The organism is Bacillus sp. SRB3LM (genome assembly GCF_015712745.1).
Classification (GTDB): Bacteria; Bacillota; Bacilli; order Bacillales; family Bacillaceae_G; genus Bacillus_A; species Bacillus_A thuringiensis_K.
Genome location: NZ_VWVQ01000006.1, coordinates 29,979 through 46,633, shown reverse-complemented (window position 1 = coordinate 46,633; position 16,655 = coordinate 29,979). Strand labels below are relative to the sequence as shown.

Below are 16,655 nucleotides of genomic sequence, written 5' to 3'. Positions count from 1 at the left end.
TCAACCTCCTTTACTTATTATTTCTTTTTATTTGCTACTGTACGACGTGGACCTTTACGTGTACGAGCATTGTTTTTAGAATTTTGACCACGAACTGGTAAGCCACGACGGTGACGAAGACCACGGTAAGAACCGATCTCCATTAGACGTTTAATGTTAAGAGATACTTCACGACGAAGGTCTCCCTCAACTTTAATACGATCGATGATATCACGGATACGTCCTAATTCGTCTTCCGTTAAATCACGAACTCGTGTTTCTTCAGAAATACCTGCTTCAGCAAGAATTTTTTCAGCAGTTGTGCGACCAATGCCGAATACGTAAGTTAAAGAAATAACAACGCGTTTGTCTCGAGGAATATCTACACCTGCGATACGTGCCATTACGAATGCACCTCCTTCTGATTAACCTTGTTTTTGTTTATGTTTAGGGTTTTCACAAATAACCATTACTTTTCCACGTCTACGAATAACTTTACATTTTTCGCAGATTGGTTTAACTGACGGTCTTACTTTCATGTCTCGAACCTCCTTAAAGATTACGGAGTGCTATATTATTTAAAACGGTACGTAATACGACCACGATTTAAATCGTACGGAGATAATTCTACCGTAACTTTGTCTCCTGGTAAAATACGAATGAAGTTCATACGGATTTTACCAGAAACGTGAGCCAATACGACATGCCCATTCTCTAATTCTACTTTGAACATAGCATTTGGCAACGTTTCAAGAACGGTACCTTCGACTTCAATTACATCATCTTTAGCCATTCAATAGTTCTCCCTTCTTCAAATCAGTAACATTTTACACTGCTCTGAAATCCCGGAGAGCCAGCTACTTATAAAGTGGTAAGGATTTCGTATCCTGCTTCTGTAAGAGCAATCGTGTGCTCAAAATGGGCACACCATTTACCATCTACCGTTACCACTGTCCAGTCATCAGATAGTGTTTTTACATATCGTCTTCCTTGATTCACCATCGGCTCAACACAGATGACCATTCCCGGCTTTAATCTAGGGCCTCTATTTGGTGGACCATAGTGCGGGATTTGAGGGTCCTCATGTAAGTCTTGCCCGATTCCGTGACCAACATACTCCCTAACGATCGAGAATCCATTCTCTTCAGCATGGGTTTGAACCGCATGTGAGATATTTGATAATCTCTCGCCTGGTTTTACTTGTTCTAGACCAAGATACAACGATTTTTCTGTGACATCAAGTAGCTTTTGAACAGATTCAGAAATGTTTCCAACTGGATACGTCCATGCAGAATCTCCATGGTACCCATTGTATTTCGCACCAATATCGATACTGATGATATCGCCCTCTTTGAGCTTGCGCTTCCCTGGAATTCCGTGTACAAGCTCTTCATTTACAGAAGCACATATGCTCCCCGGAAATCCGTTGTATCCTTTAAAAGATGGCGTAGCACCATATTTTTGAATCGTCTTTTCCGCTATTTGATCGAGCTCTTTCGTTGTAATTCCTGGAGTAATGTGTTGTTTCAACTCTTGATGAGTCAAAGCAACGATCCTGCCAGCTTCTCGCATGATTTCTATCTCGCGAGGAGTTTTGCAGATTATCATTACGCTAAGCCTCCGATGAGAACATCGATATCAGCAAATACTTTATTGATATCTTGCTCACCATTAATGCTTTGTAAGTAACCAAGCTCTTCGTAGAAATCAAGCAAAGGTTTTGTTTGCTTAATATTTACATCTAAACGATTTGCTACAGTTTCTTCATTGTCATCAGAGCGTTGATATAATTCGCCACCACATTTATCGCACACATCAGCTTTTGCTGGTGGATTGAATTCTAAGTGGTAAGTCGCACCGCACTCTTTACAAATGCGACGGCCTGTAAGGCGTTTTAATAACAACCCTGAATCCACATTAATGTTTAAAACATAGTCGATTTTTTTGCCAAGATCTTTCATAATTTCTTCAAGAGCTGATGCTTGTGCAACAGTTCGTGGGAAACCGTCTAGTAAGAAACCTCTTACGCAGTCGTCTTGACTTAAACGTTCACGAACGATTCCGATTGTAACTTCATCTGGAACAAGTGCACCTTTATCAATAAAAGATTTTGCTTGTAGACCCATTTCAGTTTCAGCCTTCATAGCTGCACGGAACATGTCTCCTGTTGAAATGTGAGGGATGTTATACTTGGCAACAATCTGTTCGGCTTGTGTACCTTTACCAGCACCAGGAAGCCCCATTAAAATTAAGTTCATCCTTGTTCCCCCTCAGAGTACATGAGCATGTAGGGAAGACAATTCTTCCCACTTACTCACTGCTTGATAAACCCTTTGTAATGGCGTTTTACCAGTTGGCTTTCTAGCTGCTTCATTGTTTCTAAAGCAACGCCGACAACGATTAACATACTCGTTCCACCGATCTGTGCAGATGGAGGAAGATTTCCCAATTTCGTAAAGATAACTGGTAAGATTGCAATCGCTGCTAGGAAAATTGATCCTACAAAGGTCAAACGATACAAGATTTTTGTTAGATATTGTTCCGTATTCTTACCCGGACGAATACCTGGAACATATCCACCTTGCTTGTTTAGATTCTCTGACATTTGCTCTGGATTAACCTGAACAAATGCATAGAAATATGTGAAGGCTACAATGAGCGCAACATATATGATCATTCCCACTGGGTGAGAATAGTTAAAGTTTGCAATAATCCACTGCGATACATCATGTTTCGGGAAGAACTGTGCAATAGTCGGAGGCGTAATTAAGAATGAAACAGCAAAAATTACTGGAATAACACCAGCACTATTTACCTTAAGCGGTAAATGTGTGTTTTGTGCTCCAGCATAACCACCATTTCCTCCTGTTACACGCTTCGCATATTGAATTGGGATCTTTCTAACAGCCTGTTGAATGAAAATAACACCCACAATAACTGCTAGCACAGCTAGTAAAATCAATGCAACTTTAACGATACTCATGAACAATTGATCTCCGATATTTTGAAACTGTTGCTGATACACTTGAGATATAACACTTGGGATCGCCGCGGCAATACCGCCAAAGATAAGGATGGAAATACCATTACCTACACCTTTAGCTGTAATCTGTTCACCTAACCACATTAAAAATGCAGTACCAGCAGTCAGTACCGTAGCAATGTATAAATAAGTGCTCCAACCTGGATTCAAAATTAATTGTCCACCTACCATACCGTTAAAACCGATTGACATACCAAACCCCTGAATAAACGCAAGAACAATTGTAAAGTAACGCGTGAATTGCGTTAATTTACGACGGCCCATTTCACCTTGCTTCGACCATTCCGAAAATTTAGGAACAACATCCATCTGCAATAATTGCACGATGATGGATGCTGTAATATACGGCATGATTCCCATCGCAAAGATGGAGAAGTTTTTCAAGGCTCCACCGCCAAATGTATTTAGAATGCCTAAAGCATTTAATTGATCTTGTGCCTTCAGTACGTCTCCATTTGTAAATGGCACGGGGATAAACGTGCCAATCCTGAATACGATTAACATCGCTAAAGTGAATAATATTTTACGTCTTATCTCAGCAACGCGCATAAAGTTGGAGATTGTACGAAACATTAGATCACCTCAACTGATCCGCCAGCTGCTTCAATTGCTTCTTTAGCACTTGAAGAGAACTTGTGCGCTTTAACAGTTAGTTTTTTCTCTACTGCTCCGCTTGCAAGAACTTTAACACCGTCGTTTAACTTGCTGATAACGCCAGTTTCCAGCAATAATTCAGGTGTTACTTCTGTACCATCTTCAAAACGATTTAACGTTGATAAGTTTACAATAGCAAACTCTTTACGGTTAATGTTTGTGAAGCCGCGTTTTGGTAAACGACGGAATAATGGAGTTTGACCACCTTCGAAGCCAAGACGAACACCGCCGCCAGAACGTGCGTTTTGTCCTTTATGACCTTTACCAGCAGTTTTACCGTTACCAGAACCGATACCACGACCGACACGGTTACGTACTTTACGAGAACCTTCTGCAGGTTTTAATTCATGAAGTTTCATTCCCAGGCACCTCCTTATATTAATGAGTTATCCTTAAGCTTCTTTTACAGTTACAAGGTGAGAAACTTTGTTGATCATACCAAGAATAGCAGGAGTTTCTTCCTTAACTACAGTTGAATTCAACTTTTTAAGACCTAAAGCTTCTACCGTCGCACGTTGATCTTGTGGACGACCAATTACACTACGAGTGAGGGTAATTTCTAACTTTTTCGCCATTTGTTTTCCCTCCTTAACCTAGTAGCTCTTCTACAGATTTACCGCGTAATTTTGCAACATCTTCAGCGCGCTTAAGTTCGCTTAATCCGTTCACAGTAGCGCGAATCATGTTGATTGGTGTGTTAGAACCAAGAGATTTCGAAAGAATATCTTGTACACCAGCTAATTCAAGGACCGCACGAACAGGTCCACCAGCAATAACACCAGTACCCTCAGCAGCAGGTTTTAAGAATACTTCACCAGCGCCAAAATGACCGTTGATTGTGTGTGGAATTGTTGTACCAACTAATGGTACAGCGATTAAGTTTTTCTTAGCGTCTTCGATAGCTTTACGGATTGCGTCTGGTACCTCTTGTGCTTTACCAGTACCGAATCCAACATGACCGTTTTTATCGCCAACTACAACTAGTGCAGCAAAGCGGAAACGACGACCACCCTTAACAACTTTCGCGACACGATTTATCGTAACTACACGTTCTTCAAGTTCTAATTTACTTGGGTCAATGCGATGCATCAATTTTCCCTCCTTTGACCATTAAAATTGTAATCCAGCCTCACGAGCAGCTTCAGCTAGAGCTTTAACACGGCCATGGTATAAGTAACCACCGCGATCAAATACTACTTCTTTAACGCCTTTCTCTACAGCACGCTTAGCAACTGATTCTCCAACTTTCGTAGCAGCTTCAATATTGCTAGTACCGTTAAGAGCAAGGTCTTTATCAAGAGTAGATGCACTTACTAACGTTACACCATTCACATCATCAATAACTTGAGCGTAAATATGTTGGTTAGAACGGAACACGTTTAAACGTGGACGCTCTGCAGTACCAGTAAGTTTAGCACGTACACGTGCATGTCTTTTCTTACGAGTCGCATTTTTATCAGCTTTAGTGATCATTCTTGTCACTCCTTTCTCTCACCTAACGGGTTTACTTAGCAGTTTTACCTTCTTTACGACGAACAACTTCGCCTTCGTAACGAATACCTTTACCTTTGTAAGGCTCAGGAGCACGTACAGCACGGATGTTAGCAGCGAATTCGCCAACACGTTGCTTGTCGATACCTTTAATTACGATCTTAGTTGGTGCAGGTACTTCAACTTCAAGACCTGCTTCCGGAGTCATTTCTACTGGATGAGAATAACCTACGCTTAATACAAGTTTATCACCTTGTTTTTGAGCACGGTAACCAACACCGACTAATTCAAGTCCGCGTGCGAAACCTTCAGTTACACCTTCAACCATGTTTCCGATTAAAGCACGAGTTGTACCGTGTAATGCACGGTGTTCCTTCTGTTCAGATGGACGCTCAACTGTTAATGTATTCTCTTCAATTTTGATAAGCATATCAGCATTGAAAGTACGAGTTAATTCACCTTTAGGGCCTTTTACTGTTACAGTATTGTCTTCTGCAACTGTAATAGTAACACCTGCAGGGATTTCAAGAATCTTTTTACCAATACGAGACATGTGGTCACACCTCCGTTCGTTTTAAATATATATTACCAAACGTATGCTACTACTTCTCCACCAGTTTGTAATTGACGAGCGTCTTTGTCTGTCATTACTCCCTTAGATGTAGAAACAAGAGCGATACCTAATCCGTTAAGTACACGTGGTACTTCGTCAGCTTTAGCGTAAACGCGTAAGCCAGGTTTACTGATACGTTTTAATCCAGTGATTACACGTTCATTGTTTGCACCATATTTCAGGAAAATACGAAGGATACCTTGTTTGTTATCCTCGATGTATTCTACATCACGAATGAAACCTTCACGTTTTAAAAGTTCAGCGATCTCTTTTTTGATTTTAGAAGCAGGAACCTCTAATTTCTCATGACGTACCATGTTCGCATTACGGATGCGAGTAAGCATGTCTGCAATTGGATCTGTCATCACCATGTGTTTTACCTCCTTCCCATTTGTGGGTTTTACCAACTAGCTTTTTTAACACCAGGAATTTGACCTTTATATGCAAGTTCACGGAAACAAATACGGCAAAGTTTAAATTTGCGGTATACAGAATGCGGACGACCGCAGCGTTCGCAACGTGTATACTCTTGTACTTTAAACTTAGGAGTACGCTTTTGTTTCGCTATCATAGATTTTTTAGCCACGTTTTCGCCTCCTCTACTTAGCGTTGGCTTCCATTATTTTTGGAATGGCATACCGAATTGTGTTAAAAGTTCACGAGCTTCTTCATCAGTTTTCGCTGTAGTAACGATTACGATGTCCATACCGCGGACTTTGCTTACTTTATCATAATCAATCTCAGGGAAAATAAGTTGCTCTTTAACACCTAATGTATAGTTTCCACGACCATCGAATGATTTCTTAGAAACACCACGGAAATCACGTACACGTGGTAAAGAAACTGATACTAATTTGTCGAAGAACTCATACATTTGCTCGCCGCGTAAAGTTACTTTCGCACCGATTGGCATACCTTCACGAAGACGGAAACCAGCGATTGATTTTTTAGCACGAGTTACAACAGGTTTTTGACCTGTGATTTGTGTTAATTCTTCTACTGCGTTGTCTAACGCTTTTGAGTTAGATACCGCGTCACCAACACCAGTGTTGATTACGATCTTTTCGATTTTTGGTACCTGCATTACAGATTTATAGTTAAACTTGCTCACTAGAGCAGGAGTAATTTCCTTTTGGAACTTCTCTTTAAGGCGATTCAATGAAGTGACCTCCTTTCTTAAGAAAATTATTTATCTAATAATTCACCAGATTTTTTTGCAATACGAACTTTTTTACCATCTTCTACTTTGAAGCCTACACGAGTAGGTTCACCTGTTTTCGGATCTAAAATCATAACGTTAGAAACGTGAATAGGTGCTTCTTTAGTAATAATTCCACCTTGTGGATTTAATTGAGATGGCTTAGAGTGCTTCTTAACGATATTGACACCCTCAACGATAACACGGTTTTGCTTTGGGAAAGCCACAAGGATAACGCCTTGTTTTCCTTTGTCTTTACCAGTGATTACCTGTACTTTATCACCTTTTTTTACATGCATCTTAATTCTGCACCTCCTTAGCAAGGCAATACCTTAAATTATAGAACTTCTGGAGCTAAAGAAACGATCTTCATGAAGTTGCTATCACGTAATTCACGAGCTACTGGTCCGAAGATACGAGTACCACGTGGGCTCTTATCGTCTTTAATGATAACCGCTGCGTTTTCATCAAATTTGATGTAAGAACCGTCCGGACGACGAGCTCCGCTCTTCGTACGTACCACTACTGCTTTAACAACGTCACCTTTTTTAACAACGCCACCTGGTGTTGCTTGTTTTACCGTAGCAACGATAATGTCACCAATGTTAGCATATTTACGACCAGAGCCGCCTAATACTTTAATTGTTAAAAGTTCACGTGCACCAGAGTTGTCAGCAACTTTCAAACGAGATTCTTGTTGGATCATGTTATGAAACCTCCCTTCGGACTAAAAATTCCGATTCGTCTATTTAGATAATAACCGCTTCTTCAACGATTTCAACTAAACGGAAACGCTTAGTAGCAGAAAGCGGGCGAGTTTCCATGATTTTAACGATATCGCCAAGTTTCGCTTGGTTTTGCTCATCATGGGCTTTGTACTTCTTAGAATACTTAACACGTTTTCCGTACAAGGAATGAGTTTTGTAAGTTTCAACTAAAACTGTAATCGTTTTGTCCATTTTGTCAGACACTACACGACCAGTATAAACTTTGCGTTGGTTACGTTCGCTCACTATGCAAACCTCCCCTCAATTTATCGATTAATTCCGATCTCTCTTTCACGAACTACAGTTTTCATACGAGCAATTGCTTTACGCACTTCACGAATGCGAGTTGGATTCTCTAATTGTCCTGTAGCAAGTTGGAAGCGAAGATTAAACAACTCTTCCTTTAAAGCTTTAACTTTTGTTTCGATTTCGGCAGTGGTTAATTCACGAATATCATTAGTTTTCATTAGATTCACCACCATTTTCTTCACGTTTTACGAATTTACATTTCACAGGTAACTTGTGAGCTGCAAGACGTAATGCTTCGCGTGCTACCTCTTCAGATACACCCGCGATTTCGAACATAATTTTCCCAGGTTTTACTACTGCTACCCAGCCTTCTGGTGCCCCTTTACCGGAACCCATACGTACTTCTAGAGGTTTTGCAGTGTAAGGTTTAGAAGGGAAAATTTTAATCCATACTTTACCGCCACGTTTCATGTAACGAGTCATTGCACGACGAGCAGCTTCGATTTGACGGTTTGTAATCCATGAAGCAGCTTGTGCTTGTAAACCGAATTCACCGAAAGCAATTTCAGTTCCACCTTTAGCACGACCACGCATTTTACCACGATGCTCTCTACGATATTTTACGCGTTTTGGCATTAACATATTATTTTCCTCCTTCCTCAGAAGCTTTCTTTTTTGTAGGAAGGACTTCTCCACGGTAGATCCATACTTTTACGCCTAATTTACCGTATGTTGTATCAGCTTCAACTGCTGCATAGTCAATATCAGCGCGAAGTGTATGAAGTGGAACAGTTCCTTCACTGTAAGATTCTGCACGAGCGATATCAGCTCCGCCAAGACGACCAGAAACCTGTGTTTTAATACCTTTAGCACCTGCACGCATAGCACGTTGAATAACTTGCTTTTGTGCACGACGGAATGATACACGGTTTTCTAATTGACGAGCGATGTTTTCGCCTACTAATTTAGCGTTAAGATCAGCTCTCTTAACTTCTAAAATGTTGATGTGTACACGCTTGCCTGTTAATTGGTTAAGAGCTTTACGAAGTGCTTCAACTTCAGTACCACCTTTACCAATTACCATACCAGGTTTTGCAGTGTGAATTGTAACATTTACACGATTTGCTGCACGTTCGATTTCTACTTTAGCAACAGCAGAATCTTTTAAGCGTACATTAATGTACTCACGGATTTTGATGTCTTCATGTAATAATGTAGCGTAATCTTTCTCAGCGAACCAACGAGATTCCCAGTCACGGATAACGCCGACACGAAGACCAATTGGATTAACCTTTTGACCCATCGATTATCCCTCCTTCTTTTCTGATACCACAACTGTGATGTGGCTTGTGCGTTTGTTAATTTGGCTTGCACGACCCATTGCACGTGGACGGAAACGTTTTAACGTTGGACCTTCGTCAACGAAAACTTTTTCAACAACTAGGTTGTTAATGTCCATCTCATAATTGTGCTCTGCATTTGCGATTGCAGATTTTAAAACTTTTTCTACAACTGGAGAAGCAGTTTTTGGTGTGTGGTTAAGGATAGCAATCGCTTCACCCACTTGCTTACCTCGGATTAAGTCTACTACTAAACGAACTTTACGAGGAGCAATACGAACTGTTCTCGCTACTGCTTTAGCTTGCATTGAAGTGCCTCCTCTCATTATCTTCTAGTTTTCTTATCGTCAGCAAGGTGACCTTTGTACGTACGAGTTGGTGCGAATTCACCTAACTTATGGCCAACCATATCCTCAGTGATGTACACAGGTACGTGTTTACGACCATCATATACAGCGATTGTGTGTCCGATGAACTGAGGGAAGATTGTTGAACGGCGAGACCAAGTTTTAACAACTTGTTTTTGCTCAGATGCAACTAATTTTTCCATTTTGCTCATTAAGTGATCATCGACAAATGGTCCTTTTTTTAAGCTACGAGCCATTTTGGTGCCTCCCTTCGTGATTGGCGTACGGTTCTAGAAATGAACCGTACTACAATCCCATTATTTTTTACGACGACGAACGATGAATTTGTCAGACGCTTTGTTTTTCTTACGAGTCTTGAATCCAAGAGTTGGTTTACCCCATGGAGACATTGGAGACTTACGTCCGATTGGAGAACGTCCTTCACCACCACCGTGTGGGTGATCAACCGGGTTCATTACAGAACCACGAACTGTTGGGCGTTTACCTAACCAGCGAGAGCGACCTGCTTTACCGATTTTGATAAGTTCGTGTTGTTCGTTACCTACTTGACCGATTGAAGCGCGACAAGCAGATAATACAAGACGTACTTCACCAGAAGTTAAACGTACAAGTACGTATTTACCTTCTTTACCAAGTACTTGAGCAGATGTACCAGCAGAACGAACTAATTGTCCGCCACGACCAGGCTTAAGCTCGATGTTATGAACAACAGTACCTACTGGAATGTTGATTAATGGTAATGCGTTACCGATTTTAATGTCAGCTTCTGGGCCAGACATAACTTCCATACCTACTTCTAAAGATTTAGGAGCAAGAATGTAACGTTTTTCACCGTCAACGTAGTTAATTAATGCGATATTCGCAGAGCGGTTTGGATCGTATTCGATCGTAGCAACGCGTCCTGGAATTCCATCTTTGTTACGCTTAAAGTCGATGATACGGTATTGACGCTTATGTCCGCCACCTTGATGACGTACAGTGATTTTACCTTGGTTATTACGACCAGCCTTCTTGCTTAAAGGAGCAAGTAATGACTTTTCGGGTCTATCAGTCGTGATTTCAGCGAAATCATTCGTAGTCATATTACGACGACCGTTAGTAGTTGGATTATACTTTTTGATTCCCATCTCAATTTCCCTCCTTCTTTAGTAAGAATTAAACGCCTTGGAAGATTTCGATTTCTTTGCTGTCAGCAGTTAGCTTAACGATTGCTTTACGACGACGGCTAGTAAAACCAGCGTGACGACCAACGCGTTTTGCTTTCGGCTTGTAGTTCATGATGTTCACTTTTTCTACTTTAACACCAAAGATCGCTTCAAGAGCATCTTTAACTTCTGTTTTATTAGATTTAACGTCCACATCGAACGTGTATTTTTTTTCAGCCATCATTTCCATAGAACGTTCAGTGATAACTGGGCGCTTAATGATATCACGAGGATCTCTCATTATGCAAGCACCTCCTCTACTTTTTCCACTGCCGCTTTTGTCATGATTAGCTTATCATGATGAAGCACGTCTAAAACGTTTACGCCATCAGCAGTGATTACTGTTACTCCAGGGATATTGCGAGCAGATAACTCTACAGATTCGTTTGCATCAGCAGTTACGATAAGAGCTTTCTTCTCAACAGTTAATCCTTTAAGTACTGCTAGCATATCTTTTGTTTTTGGTGCATTTAACACTAGGTCTTCAAGAACTACAATGTTGTTCTCAACTACTTTAGTAGCTAATGCAGATTTGATTGCTAAACGACGAACTTTCTTAGGAAGTTTGTACGCATAGCTTCTTGGTGTAGGTCCGAATACCGTACCACCACCACGCCATTGAGGAGAGCGGATAGACCCTTGACGAGCACGTCCAGTTCCTTTTTGACGCCATGGTTTACGACCACCACCGCGAACTTCAGAGCGAGTTTTTACTTTGTGTGTACCTTGACGTAATGATGCACGTTGCATCATTACAGCTTCGAAAAGTACAGCTTCATTTGGTTCGATACCGAAAATAGCTTCAGCTAATTCGATTTCACCAACCTGTGAACCAGTTTGGTTATATACAGTAACTTTTGGCATTGGAATTCCTCCTTCCTATTGTGAATTATTTGCTAACCTTCACAGCGCCTTGAACAACTACAAGAGATTTCTTAGCACCTGGAACGTTACCTTTTACTAGTAATAAGTTGCGCTCAGTGTCAACTTGAACGATTTCTAAGTTTTGGATAGTAACTTGGTCTCCACCCATACGTCCAGCAAGTTTTTTGCCTTTGAATACACGGTTCGGAGCAACTGGGCCCATTGAACCTGGACGACGGTGATAGCGAGAACCATGAGACATAGGTCCGCGAGATTGTCCGTGGCGTTTGATAACACCTTGGAAACCTTTACCTTTAGAAATTCCTGTTACATCAACGATTTCACCTGTAGCGAATACGTCAACTTTTACCTCTTGACCAACCTCTAATCCGTCCACGTCTGCATCGCGGATTTCGCGAATGAAGCGCTTAGGAGTTGTAGATGCTTTAGCAGTGTGGCCTTGTTCAGGTTTGTTAGTTAACTTTTCACGTTTATCTTCAAATCCTAACTGGATTGCATTGTAGCCATCAGTTTCAGTTGTTTTCTTTTGAAGAACAACGTTTGGATTAGCAGCGATAACTGTTACTGGGATTAACTCACCGTTCTCAGCAAATACTTGAGTCATACCGATCTTTCTTCCTAAGATTCCTTTGGTCATGAGTTACACCTCCTACATTTTTAAGTTATATAAATTATAGTTTGATTTCGATATCTACACCAGATGGTAAGTCTAAACGCATTAATGAATCTACTGTTTGTGGAGTAGGACTCACGATGTCGATTAGACGTTTGTGCGTGCGCATTTCGAATTGCTCACGAGAATCTTTGTACTTATGAACAGCACGAAGAATTGTGTAAACAGTTTTTTCAGTTGGTAATGGGATCGGACCAGAAACTGTTGCCCCAGAACGCTTAGCTGTTTCTACAATTTTCTCAGCTGACTGATCAAGAATACGGTGATCGTAAGCTTTTAAACGGATACGAATTTTTTCTTTTGCCATTATTTTCCCTCCTTCGTTCGCCTATTTCTAAAATAGACCTTCTCCATGGAAATTTCCCCACACCATGCCATGGCAAAGCGGCCGGGTGTGTCAGCAACCTTCCACTTCATCGCAGTCAAAGACCAACATTGTCTATTATACAATGTTATTCGTCTAGATGCAAGCATCTTTTTGTTTGCATCCGCTTTTCTCTACTTTTGCTATTATACATGGCACTTTAAAGAATTTCAAGTTTTCATCTAACAGAATTCATTTTACAGTTTCTGGATTATCTTTTGTTGTTTTTATATACTATAGAAGAAACTCGTCAAAACAAAAAAACACTCTCTTCTCCCTTATATAAACGCAAACAAAAAACCTAAGGGAAAATCCCTTAGGTTTTTTTATATCAGTTAAGATTACTCAACGATAGTAGCAACTACACCGTAACCTACTGTACGTCCACCTTCACGAATAGAGAATTTAGTTCCCTCTTCGATAGCGATTGGAGCGATAAGTTCGATAGTCATTTCGATGTTGTCACCAGGCATTACCATTTCAGTACCTTCTGGTAATTGGATGATACCAGTTACGTCAGTTGTACGGAAGTAGAACTGAGGACGGTAGTTAGCGAAGAATGGAGTGTGACGTCCACCTTCTTCTTTAGATAATACGAAAACTTCAGCTTTGAATTTAGCGTGAGCTTTTACAGAACCGCTTTTTGCAAGTACTTGTCCACGTTGGATGTCTTCACGAGCAACCCCACGAAGTAAAGCACCGATGTTGTCTCCAGCTTGAGCTTGGTCAAGAAGTTTACGGAACATCTCTACACCAGTTACAGTTGTAGAAGCATTTTCTTCAGCAAGACCGATGATTTCTACTACGTCACCAACTTTAACGATACCGCGCTCAACACGACCAGTAGCAACTGTACCACGACCTGTGATAGAGAATACGTCCTCTACAGGCATTAAGAATGGTTTGTCAGTTTCACGTTCTGGAGTTGGGATGTAAGCATCAACTTCAGCCATTAATTCAATGATTTTTGCTTCCCAATCAGCTTCTCCTTGAAGAGCTTTAAGAGCAGAACCTTTGATTACAGGAATGTCGTCGCCTGGGAATCCGTATTCAGATAATAGGTCGCGAACTTCCATTTCTACTAATTCTAATAATTCTTCGTCATCTACCATGTCGCATTTGTTTAAGAATACAACGATGTAAGGAACACCTACTTGACGAGAAAGAAGGATGTGCTCACGTGTTTGAGGCATTGGGCCATCAGCAGCAGATACTACTAAGATACCGCCGTCCATTTGAGCAGCACCAGTGATCATGTTTTTAACATAGTCAGCGTGACCTGGGCAGTCAACGTGTGCATAGTGACGAGTTTCAGTTTCGTACTCAACGTGTGCAGTTGAGATTGTGATACCGCGCTCTCTTTCTTCTGGAGCAGCATCGATTTGATCGTATCCGCGTGCTTCAGCACCACCAGCTTTTGCAAGAACTGTAGTGATCGCAGCAGTTAATGTAGTTTTACCATGGTCAACGTGGCCGATTGTACCGATGTTAACATGGGGTTTAGAACGTTCGAATTTAGCTTTAGCCATTCTAAATTCCTCCTTAGTTTATATAGGTTATTTTATATTTAGACTAGAAAGTGAAACTTACGTCCCACTTTCTAAGCTTACATAAGTAGTTATACTTGAACAATCGATAAAAATCAATTATTCACCTTTATTTTTTTTGATAATTTCTTCAGAAACAGACTTTGGTACTTCTTCATAGTGGTCAAACACCATAGAGAATGTTCCGCGTCCTTGAGTGTTAGAACGTAATGACGTTGCATAACCGAACATTTCAGAAAGTGGAACCATAGCGCGAACAACTTGTGCGTTACCGCGAGCTTCCATACCTTCTACACGTCCACGACGAGATGTTACGTCACCCATAATGTCACCCATGTACTCTTCAGGAATTACAACTTCAACTTTCATCATTGGCTCAAGAATTACTGGGCTACATTTAGAAACCGCAGCTTTAAGTGCCATAGATGCAGCGATTTTGAACGCCATCTCAGATGAATCGACATCATGGTAAGATCCGTCAACTAATGCAGCTTTAATGTCAACTAGTGGATAACCAGCTAGTACACCATTTTTAAGTGCATCTTCAAGACCTGCTCCAACAGCTGGGATGTATTCACGAGGAACTACACCACCGACGATCTTGTTTTCGAATTCGAATCCTTTACCTTCTTCGTTAGGTTCAAACTCAATCCAAACGTGACCGAATTGTCCACGACCACCAGATTGACGAGCGAACTTACCTTCAACTTTCGCAGCAGCGCGGAAAGTCTCACGGTATGCTACCTGAGGAGCACCAACGTTTGCTTCCACTTTGAATTCACGACGCATACGGTCAACGATGATATCAAGGTGAAGTTCACCCATACCAGCGATGATAGTTTGGCCAGTTTCTTGGTCAGTGTGAGCACGGAATGTTGGATCTTCTTCAGAAAGCTTAGATAATGCTGTACCCATTTTATCTTGGTCAGCTTTAGATTTTGGTTCGATAGCTACAGAGATAACTGGCTCTGGGAATTCCATAGACTCAAGGATAACAAGGCTCTTCTCGTCACAAAGAGTATCACCAGTAGTAGTATCTTTTAAACCTACAGCAGCAGCGATATCACCAGCGTAAACTGTTGAAATCTCTTCACGGCTGTTAGCGTGCATTTGTAGGATACGACCTACACGCTCACGCTTACCTTTAGTTGAGTTTTTCACGTATGATCCAGAGTTTAACACACCAGAGTACACACGGAAGAACGTTAACTTACCAACATAAGGGTCAGTCATGATTTTGAATGCTAAAGCTGCGAATGGTTCTTCATCGCTAGACTTACGTTCTACTTCTTCATCTGTATCCGGTAGAGTACCTTTAATAGCAGGTACATCTAGTGGAGATGGAAGGTAGTCGATAACTGCGTCTAACAGAATTTGAACACCTTTGTTTTTGAATGCAGAACCACAGATTACTGGGAAGAATTCTACAGAAGTTGTAGCCTTACGAATACCAGCTTTAAGCTCTTCTACAGTGATTTCTTCACCTTCTAGGTACTTCATCATCATTTCTTCATCAAGCTCAGCTACCGCTTCAATAAGTTTTCCACGGTATTCTTCAGCTAATTCTTTGTGCTCTTCAGGAATTTCAACACGTTGAATGTCTGTTCCTAAATCGTTACCGTACATGTAAGCACACTCTTCAACAAGGTCAATGATACCATTGAACTCATCTTCAGCACCGATTGGTAACTGAATTGGATGTGCGTTTGCTTGTAAACGATCGTGGATTGTTCCTACAGAGTATAAGAAATCTGCACCGATCTTATCCATTTTGTTAACGAATACGATACGAGGTACGCCGTAAGTAGTAGCCTGACGCCAAACAGTTTCTGTTTGTGGTTCTACACCAGATTGCGCATCAAGTACTGCTACAGCACCATCAAGTACGCGTAAAGAACGTTCTACTTCTACTGTGAAATCTACGTGTCCTGGAGTATCAATGATGTTTACACGATGACCTTTCCATTGTGCTGTAGTTGCAGCAGAAGTAATTGTGATACCACGCTCTTGCTCTTGCTCCATCCAGTCCATCTGAGATGCACCTTCGTGAGTTTCACCGATTTTATGAATACGTCCTGTGTAGTACAGAATACGCTCAGTTGCTGTTGTTTTACCAGCATCGATGTGAGCCATGATACCAATATTACGAGTGTTTTCTAAAGAGAACTCTCTTGCCATTTGGTGTCTTGCTCCTTCCATATATGGATTGGATTTTTTTATTTTAAGTAGCAAAAAAGCCACTTTATATTGTTACACATGTCAGTATGTCCAGTACTCTC

The 16,655-nt window shown here is 41.0% G+C and carries 29 protein-coding genes; all 29 read right to left on the bottom strand.

What is annotated here, in order from left to right:
• Nucleotides 1-17: 17 nt before the first annotated feature.
• Entirely contained in the window at nt 18-383 is a 366-nt protein-coding gene (gene rpsM, locus F3I02_RS04585; protein WP_000090788.1) for a 30S ribosomal protein S13, read from the bottom strand.
• A gap of 21 nt (nt 384-404) precedes the next feature.
• Nucleotides 405-518: a 50S ribosomal protein L36 gene (gene rpmJ, locus F3I02_RS04580; protein ID WP_000868344.1), complete on the bottom strand. Its 114-nt coding sequence runs from the start codon at nt 516-518 to the stop codon at nt 405-407.
• A gap of 35 nt (nt 519-553) precedes the next feature.
• Nucleotides 554-772 (bottom strand): translation initiation factor IF-1, encoded by a 219-nt coding sequence (infA, locus tag F3I02_RS04575; protein WP_001029884.1) that lies wholly within the window; start codon nt 770-772, stop codon nt 554-556.
• 68 nt (nt 773-840) lie between these two features.
• Entirely contained in the window at nt 841-1,587 is a 747-nt protein-coding gene (gene map, locus F3I02_RS04570; protein WP_000582539.1) for a type I methionyl aminopeptidase, read from the bottom strand.
• Nucleotides 1,587-2,237: an adenylate kinase gene (locus tag F3I02_RS04565; RefSeq protein WP_001048989.1), complete on the bottom strand. Its 651-nt coding sequence runs from the start codon at nt 2,235-2,237 to the stop codon at nt 1,587-1,589. The genes map and F3I02_RS04565 overlap by 1 nt, the downstream gene beginning before the upstream one ends.
• A 56-nt stretch (nt 2,238-2,293) precedes the next feature.
• Nucleotides 2,294-3,595 carry a preprotein translocase subunit SecY gene (secY, locus tag F3I02_RS04560; protein ID WP_000490117.1) on the bottom strand — a complete coding sequence of 434 codons (1,302 nt, stop codon included), beginning with the start codon at nt 3,593-3,595 and terminating at the stop codon, nt 2,294-2,296.
• On the bottom strand, nt 3,595-4,035 hold the full coding sequence (gene rplO, locus F3I02_RS04555) for a 50S ribosomal protein L15 (protein ID WP_000766081.1): 441 nt from the start codon (nt 4,033-4,035) through the stop codon (nt 3,595-3,597). Before rplO ends, secY begins: the two co-directional genes overlap by 1 nt.
• A 33-nt stretch (nt 4,036-4,068) precedes the next feature.
• Nucleotides 4,069-4,251, bottom strand: coding sequence for a 50S ribosomal protein L30 (rpmD, locus tag F3I02_RS04550; protein ID WP_001085234.1), 183 nt, complete (start codon nt 4,249-4,251; stop codon nt 4,069-4,071).
• A gap of 13 nt (nt 4,252-4,264) precedes the next feature.
• Entirely contained in the window at nt 4,265-4,765 is a 501-nt protein-coding gene (gene rpsE, locus F3I02_RS04545; RefSeq protein WP_000554646.1) for a 30S ribosomal protein S5, read from the bottom strand.
• Between the two features lie 21 nt (nt 4,766-4,786).
• Nucleotides 4,787-5,149: a 50S ribosomal protein L18 gene (rplR, locus tag F3I02_RS04540; protein ID WP_000628816.1), complete on the bottom strand. Its 363-nt coding sequence runs from the start codon at nt 5,147-5,149 to the stop codon at nt 4,787-4,789.
• Between the two features lie 31 nt (nt 5,150-5,180).
• Entirely contained in the window at nt 5,181-5,720 is a 540-nt protein-coding gene (gene rplF, locus F3I02_RS04535; protein WP_000086558.1) for a 50S ribosomal protein L6, read from the bottom strand.
• A 32-nt stretch (nt 5,721-5,752) separates the two neighbouring features.
• Nucleotides 5,753-6,151: a 30S ribosomal protein S8 gene (gene rpsH / locus F3I02_RS04530; protein WP_000245511.1), complete on the bottom strand. Its 399-nt coding sequence runs from the start codon at nt 6,149-6,151 to the stop codon at nt 5,753-5,755.
• Between the two features lie 29 nt (nt 6,152-6,180).
• Entirely contained in the window at nt 6,181-6,366 is a 186-nt protein-coding gene (gene rpsN, locus F3I02_RS04525) for a 30S ribosomal protein S14 (protein ID WP_001085700.1), read from the bottom strand.
• A 33-nt stretch (nt 6,367-6,399) separates the two neighbouring features.
• Entirely contained in the window at nt 6,400-6,939 is a 540-nt protein-coding gene (gene rplE, locus F3I02_RS04520) for a 50S ribosomal protein L5 (protein WP_001080831.1), read from the bottom strand.
• A gap of 26 nt (nt 6,940-6,965) precedes the next feature.
• Nucleotides 6,966-7,277, bottom strand: a complete 312-nt coding sequence (rplX, locus tag F3I02_RS04515; protein WP_000558200.1) for a 50S ribosomal protein L24 — start codon at nt 7,275-7,277, stop codon at nt 6,966-6,968.
• Nucleotides 7,278-7,315: 38 nt separating this feature from the next.
• Nucleotides 7,316-7,684: a 50S ribosomal protein L14 gene (gene rplN, locus F3I02_RS04510; RefSeq protein WP_000615912.1), complete on the bottom strand. Its 369-nt coding sequence runs from the start codon at nt 7,682-7,684 to the stop codon at nt 7,316-7,318.
• A 43-nt stretch (nt 7,685-7,727) separates the two neighbouring features.
• Entirely contained in the window at nt 7,728-7,991 is a 264-nt protein-coding gene (gene rpsQ / locus F3I02_RS04505; RefSeq protein WP_000004106.1) for a 30S ribosomal protein S17, read from the bottom strand.
• Nucleotides 7,992-8,011: 20 nt separating this feature from the next.
• On the bottom strand, nt 8,012-8,212 hold the full coding sequence (gene rpmC, locus F3I02_RS04500) for a 50S ribosomal protein L29 (protein WP_000855718.1): 201 nt from the start codon (nt 8,210-8,212) through the stop codon (nt 8,012-8,014).
• Nucleotides 8,202-8,636: a 50S ribosomal protein L16 gene (gene rplP / locus F3I02_RS04495; protein ID WP_000928969.1), complete on the bottom strand. Its 435-nt coding sequence runs from the start codon at nt 8,634-8,636 to the stop codon at nt 8,202-8,204. Before rplP ends, rpmC begins: the two co-directional genes overlap by 11 nt.
• A gap of 1 nt (nt 8,637) precedes the next feature.
• Nucleotides 8,638-9,297, bottom strand: a complete 660-nt coding sequence (gene rpsC / locus F3I02_RS04490) for a 30S ribosomal protein S3 (protein WP_000529956.1) — start codon at nt 9,295-9,297, stop codon at nt 8,638-8,640.
• A gap of 3 nt (nt 9,298-9,300) precedes the next feature.
• Entirely contained in the window at nt 9,301-9,642 is a 342-nt protein-coding gene (rplV, locus tag F3I02_RS04485; RefSeq protein ID WP_001148024.1) for a 50S ribosomal protein L22, read from the bottom strand.
• Nucleotides 9,643-9,659: 17 nt separating this feature from the next.
• Nucleotides 9,660-9,938, bottom strand: a complete 279-nt coding sequence (gene rpsS, locus F3I02_RS04480) for a 30S ribosomal protein S19 (protein WP_000124454.1) — start codon at nt 9,936-9,938, stop codon at nt 9,660-9,662.
• Between the two features lie 60 nt (nt 9,939-9,998).
• Nucleotides 9,999-10,829: a 50S ribosomal protein L2 gene (gene rplB / locus F3I02_RS04475; RefSeq protein WP_000511583.1), complete on the bottom strand. Its 831-nt coding sequence runs from the start codon at nt 10,827-10,829 to the stop codon at nt 9,999-10,001.
• Between the two features lie 28 nt (nt 10,830-10,857).
• The gene (gene rplW, locus F3I02_RS04470) at nt 10,858-11,148 is read right to left on the bottom strand and encodes a 50S ribosomal protein L23 (RefSeq protein WP_001205558.1); all 291 of its coding nucleotides are present in this window, start codon (nt 11,146-11,148) and stop codon (nt 10,858-10,860) included.
• The gene (gene rplD, locus F3I02_RS04465) at nt 11,148-11,771 is read right to left on the bottom strand and encodes a 50S ribosomal protein L4 (RefSeq protein ID WP_001127258.1); all 624 of its coding nucleotides are present in this window, start codon (nt 11,769-11,771) and stop codon (nt 11,148-11,150) included. Before rplD ends, rplW begins: the two co-directional genes overlap by 1 nt.
• Nucleotides 11,772-11,796: 25 nt before the next feature.
• Nucleotides 11,797-12,429, bottom strand: coding sequence for a 50S ribosomal protein L3 (rplC, locus tag F3I02_RS04460; protein ID WP_000160207.1), 633 nt, complete (start codon nt 12,427-12,429; stop codon nt 11,797-11,799).
• Between the two features lie 34 nt (nt 12,430-12,463).
• Nucleotides 12,464-12,772, bottom strand: a complete 309-nt coding sequence (gene rpsJ, locus F3I02_RS04455; protein ID WP_001040596.1) for a 30S ribosomal protein S10 — start codon at nt 12,770-12,772, stop codon at nt 12,464-12,466.
• 398 nt (nt 12,773-13,170) lie between these two features.
• Nucleotides 13,171-14,358 carry an elongation factor Tu gene (gene tuf / locus F3I02_RS04450; protein ID WP_001029614.1) on the bottom strand — a complete coding sequence of 396 codons (1,188 nt, stop codon included), beginning with the start codon at nt 14,356-14,358 and terminating at the stop codon, nt 13,171-13,173.
• Between the two features lie 117 nt (nt 14,359-14,475).
• Complete coding sequence (gene fusA / locus F3I02_RS04445; RefSeq protein ID WP_000090370.1) at nt 14,476-16,554, bottom strand: elongation factor G; 2,079 nt, start codon at nt 16,552-16,554, stop codon at nt 14,476-14,478.
• Nucleotides 16,555-16,655: the final 101 nt, after the last annotated feature.

Coding starts and splice junctions, on each gene's coding strand:
- rpsM (WP_000090788.1), bottom strand. CDS start 383: ATGGCACGTATCGCAGGTGTAGATATTCCTCGAGACAAACGCGTTGTT.
- rpmJ (WP_000868344.1), bottom strand. CDS start 518: ATGAAAGTAAGACCGTCAGTTAAACCAATCTGCGAAAAATGTAAAGTT.
- infA (WP_001029884.1), bottom strand. CDS start 772: ATGGCTAAAGATGATGTAATTGAAGTCGAAGGTACCGTTCTTGAAACG.
- map (WP_000582539.1), bottom strand. CDS start 1,587: ATGATAATCTGCAAAACTCCTCGCGAGATAGAAATCATGCGAGAAGCT.
- F3I02_RS04565 (WP_001048989.1), bottom strand. CDS start 2,237: ATGAACTTAATTTTAATGGGGCTTCCTGGTGCTGGTAAAGGTACACAA.
- secY (WP_000490117.1), bottom strand. CDS start 3,595: ATGTTTCGTACAATCTCCAACTTTATGCGCGTTGCTGAGATAAGACGT.
- rplO (WP_000766081.1), bottom strand. CDS start 4,035: ATGAAACTTCATGAATTAAAACCTGCAGAAGGTTCTCGTAAAGTACGT.
- rpmD (WP_001085234.1), bottom strand. CDS start 4,251: ATGGCGAAAAAGTTAGAAATTACCCTCACTCGTAGTGTAATTGGTCGT.
- rpsE (WP_000554646.1), bottom strand. CDS start 4,765: ATGCATCGCATTGACCCAAGTAAATTAGAACTTGAAGAACGTGTAGTT.
- rplR (WP_000628816.1), bottom strand. CDS start 5,149: ATGATCACTAAAGCTGATAAAAATGCGACTCGTAAGAAAAGACATGCA.
- rplF (WP_000086558.1), bottom strand. CDS start 5,720: ATGTCTCGTATTGGTAAAAAGATTCTTGAAATCCCTGCAGGTGTTACT.
- rpsH (WP_000245511.1), bottom strand. CDS start 6,151: ATGGTGATGACAGATCCAATTGCAGACATGCTTACTCGCATCCGTAAT.
- rplX (WP_000558200.1), bottom strand. CDS start 7,277: ATGCATGTAAAAAAAGGTGATAAAGTACAGGTAATCACTGGTAAAGAC.
- rplN (WP_000615912.1), bottom strand. CDS start 7,684: ATGATCCAACAAGAATCTCGTTTGAAAGTTGCTGACAACTCTGGTGCA.
- rpmC (WP_000855718.1), bottom strand. CDS start 8,212: ATGAAAACTAATGATATTCGTGAATTAACCACTGCCGAAATCGAAACA.
- rplP (WP_000928969.1), bottom strand. CDS start 8,636: ATGTTAATGCCAAAACGCGTAAAATATCGTAGAGAGCATCGTGGTAAA.
- rpsC (WP_000529956.1), bottom strand. CDS start 9,297: ATGGGTCAAAAGGTTAATCCAATTGGTCTTCGTGTCGGCGTTATCCGT.
- rplV (WP_001148024.1), bottom strand. CDS start 9,642: ATGCAAGCTAAAGCAGTAGCGAGAACAGTTCGTATTGCTCCTCGTAAA.
- rpsS (WP_000124454.1), bottom strand. CDS start 9,938: ATGGCTCGTAGCTTAAAAAAAGGACCATTTGTCGATGATCACTTAATG.
- rplB (WP_000511583.1), bottom strand. CDS start 10,829: ATGGGAATCAAAAAGTATAATCCAACTACTAACGGTCGTCGTAATATG.
- rplW (WP_001205558.1), bottom strand. CDS start 11,148: ATGAGAGATCCTCGTGATATCATTAAGCGCCCAGTTATCACTGAACGT.
- rplD (WP_001127258.1), bottom strand. CDS start 11,771: ATGCCAAAAGTTACTGTATATAACCAAACTGGTTCACAGGTTGGTGAA.
- rplC (WP_000160207.1), bottom strand. CDS start 12,429: ATGACCAAAGGAATCTTAGGAAGAAAGATCGGTATGACTCAAGTATTT.
- rpsJ (WP_001040596.1), bottom strand. CDS start 12,772: ATGGCAAAAGAAAAAATTCGTATCCGTTTAAAAGCTTACGATCACCGT.
- tuf (WP_001029614.1), bottom strand. CDS start 14,358: ATGGCTAAAGCTAAATTCGAACGTTCTAAACCCCATGTTAACATCGGT.
- fusA (WP_000090370.1), bottom strand. CDS start 16,554: ATGGCAAGAGAGTTCTCTTTAGAAAACACTCGTAATATTGGTATCATG.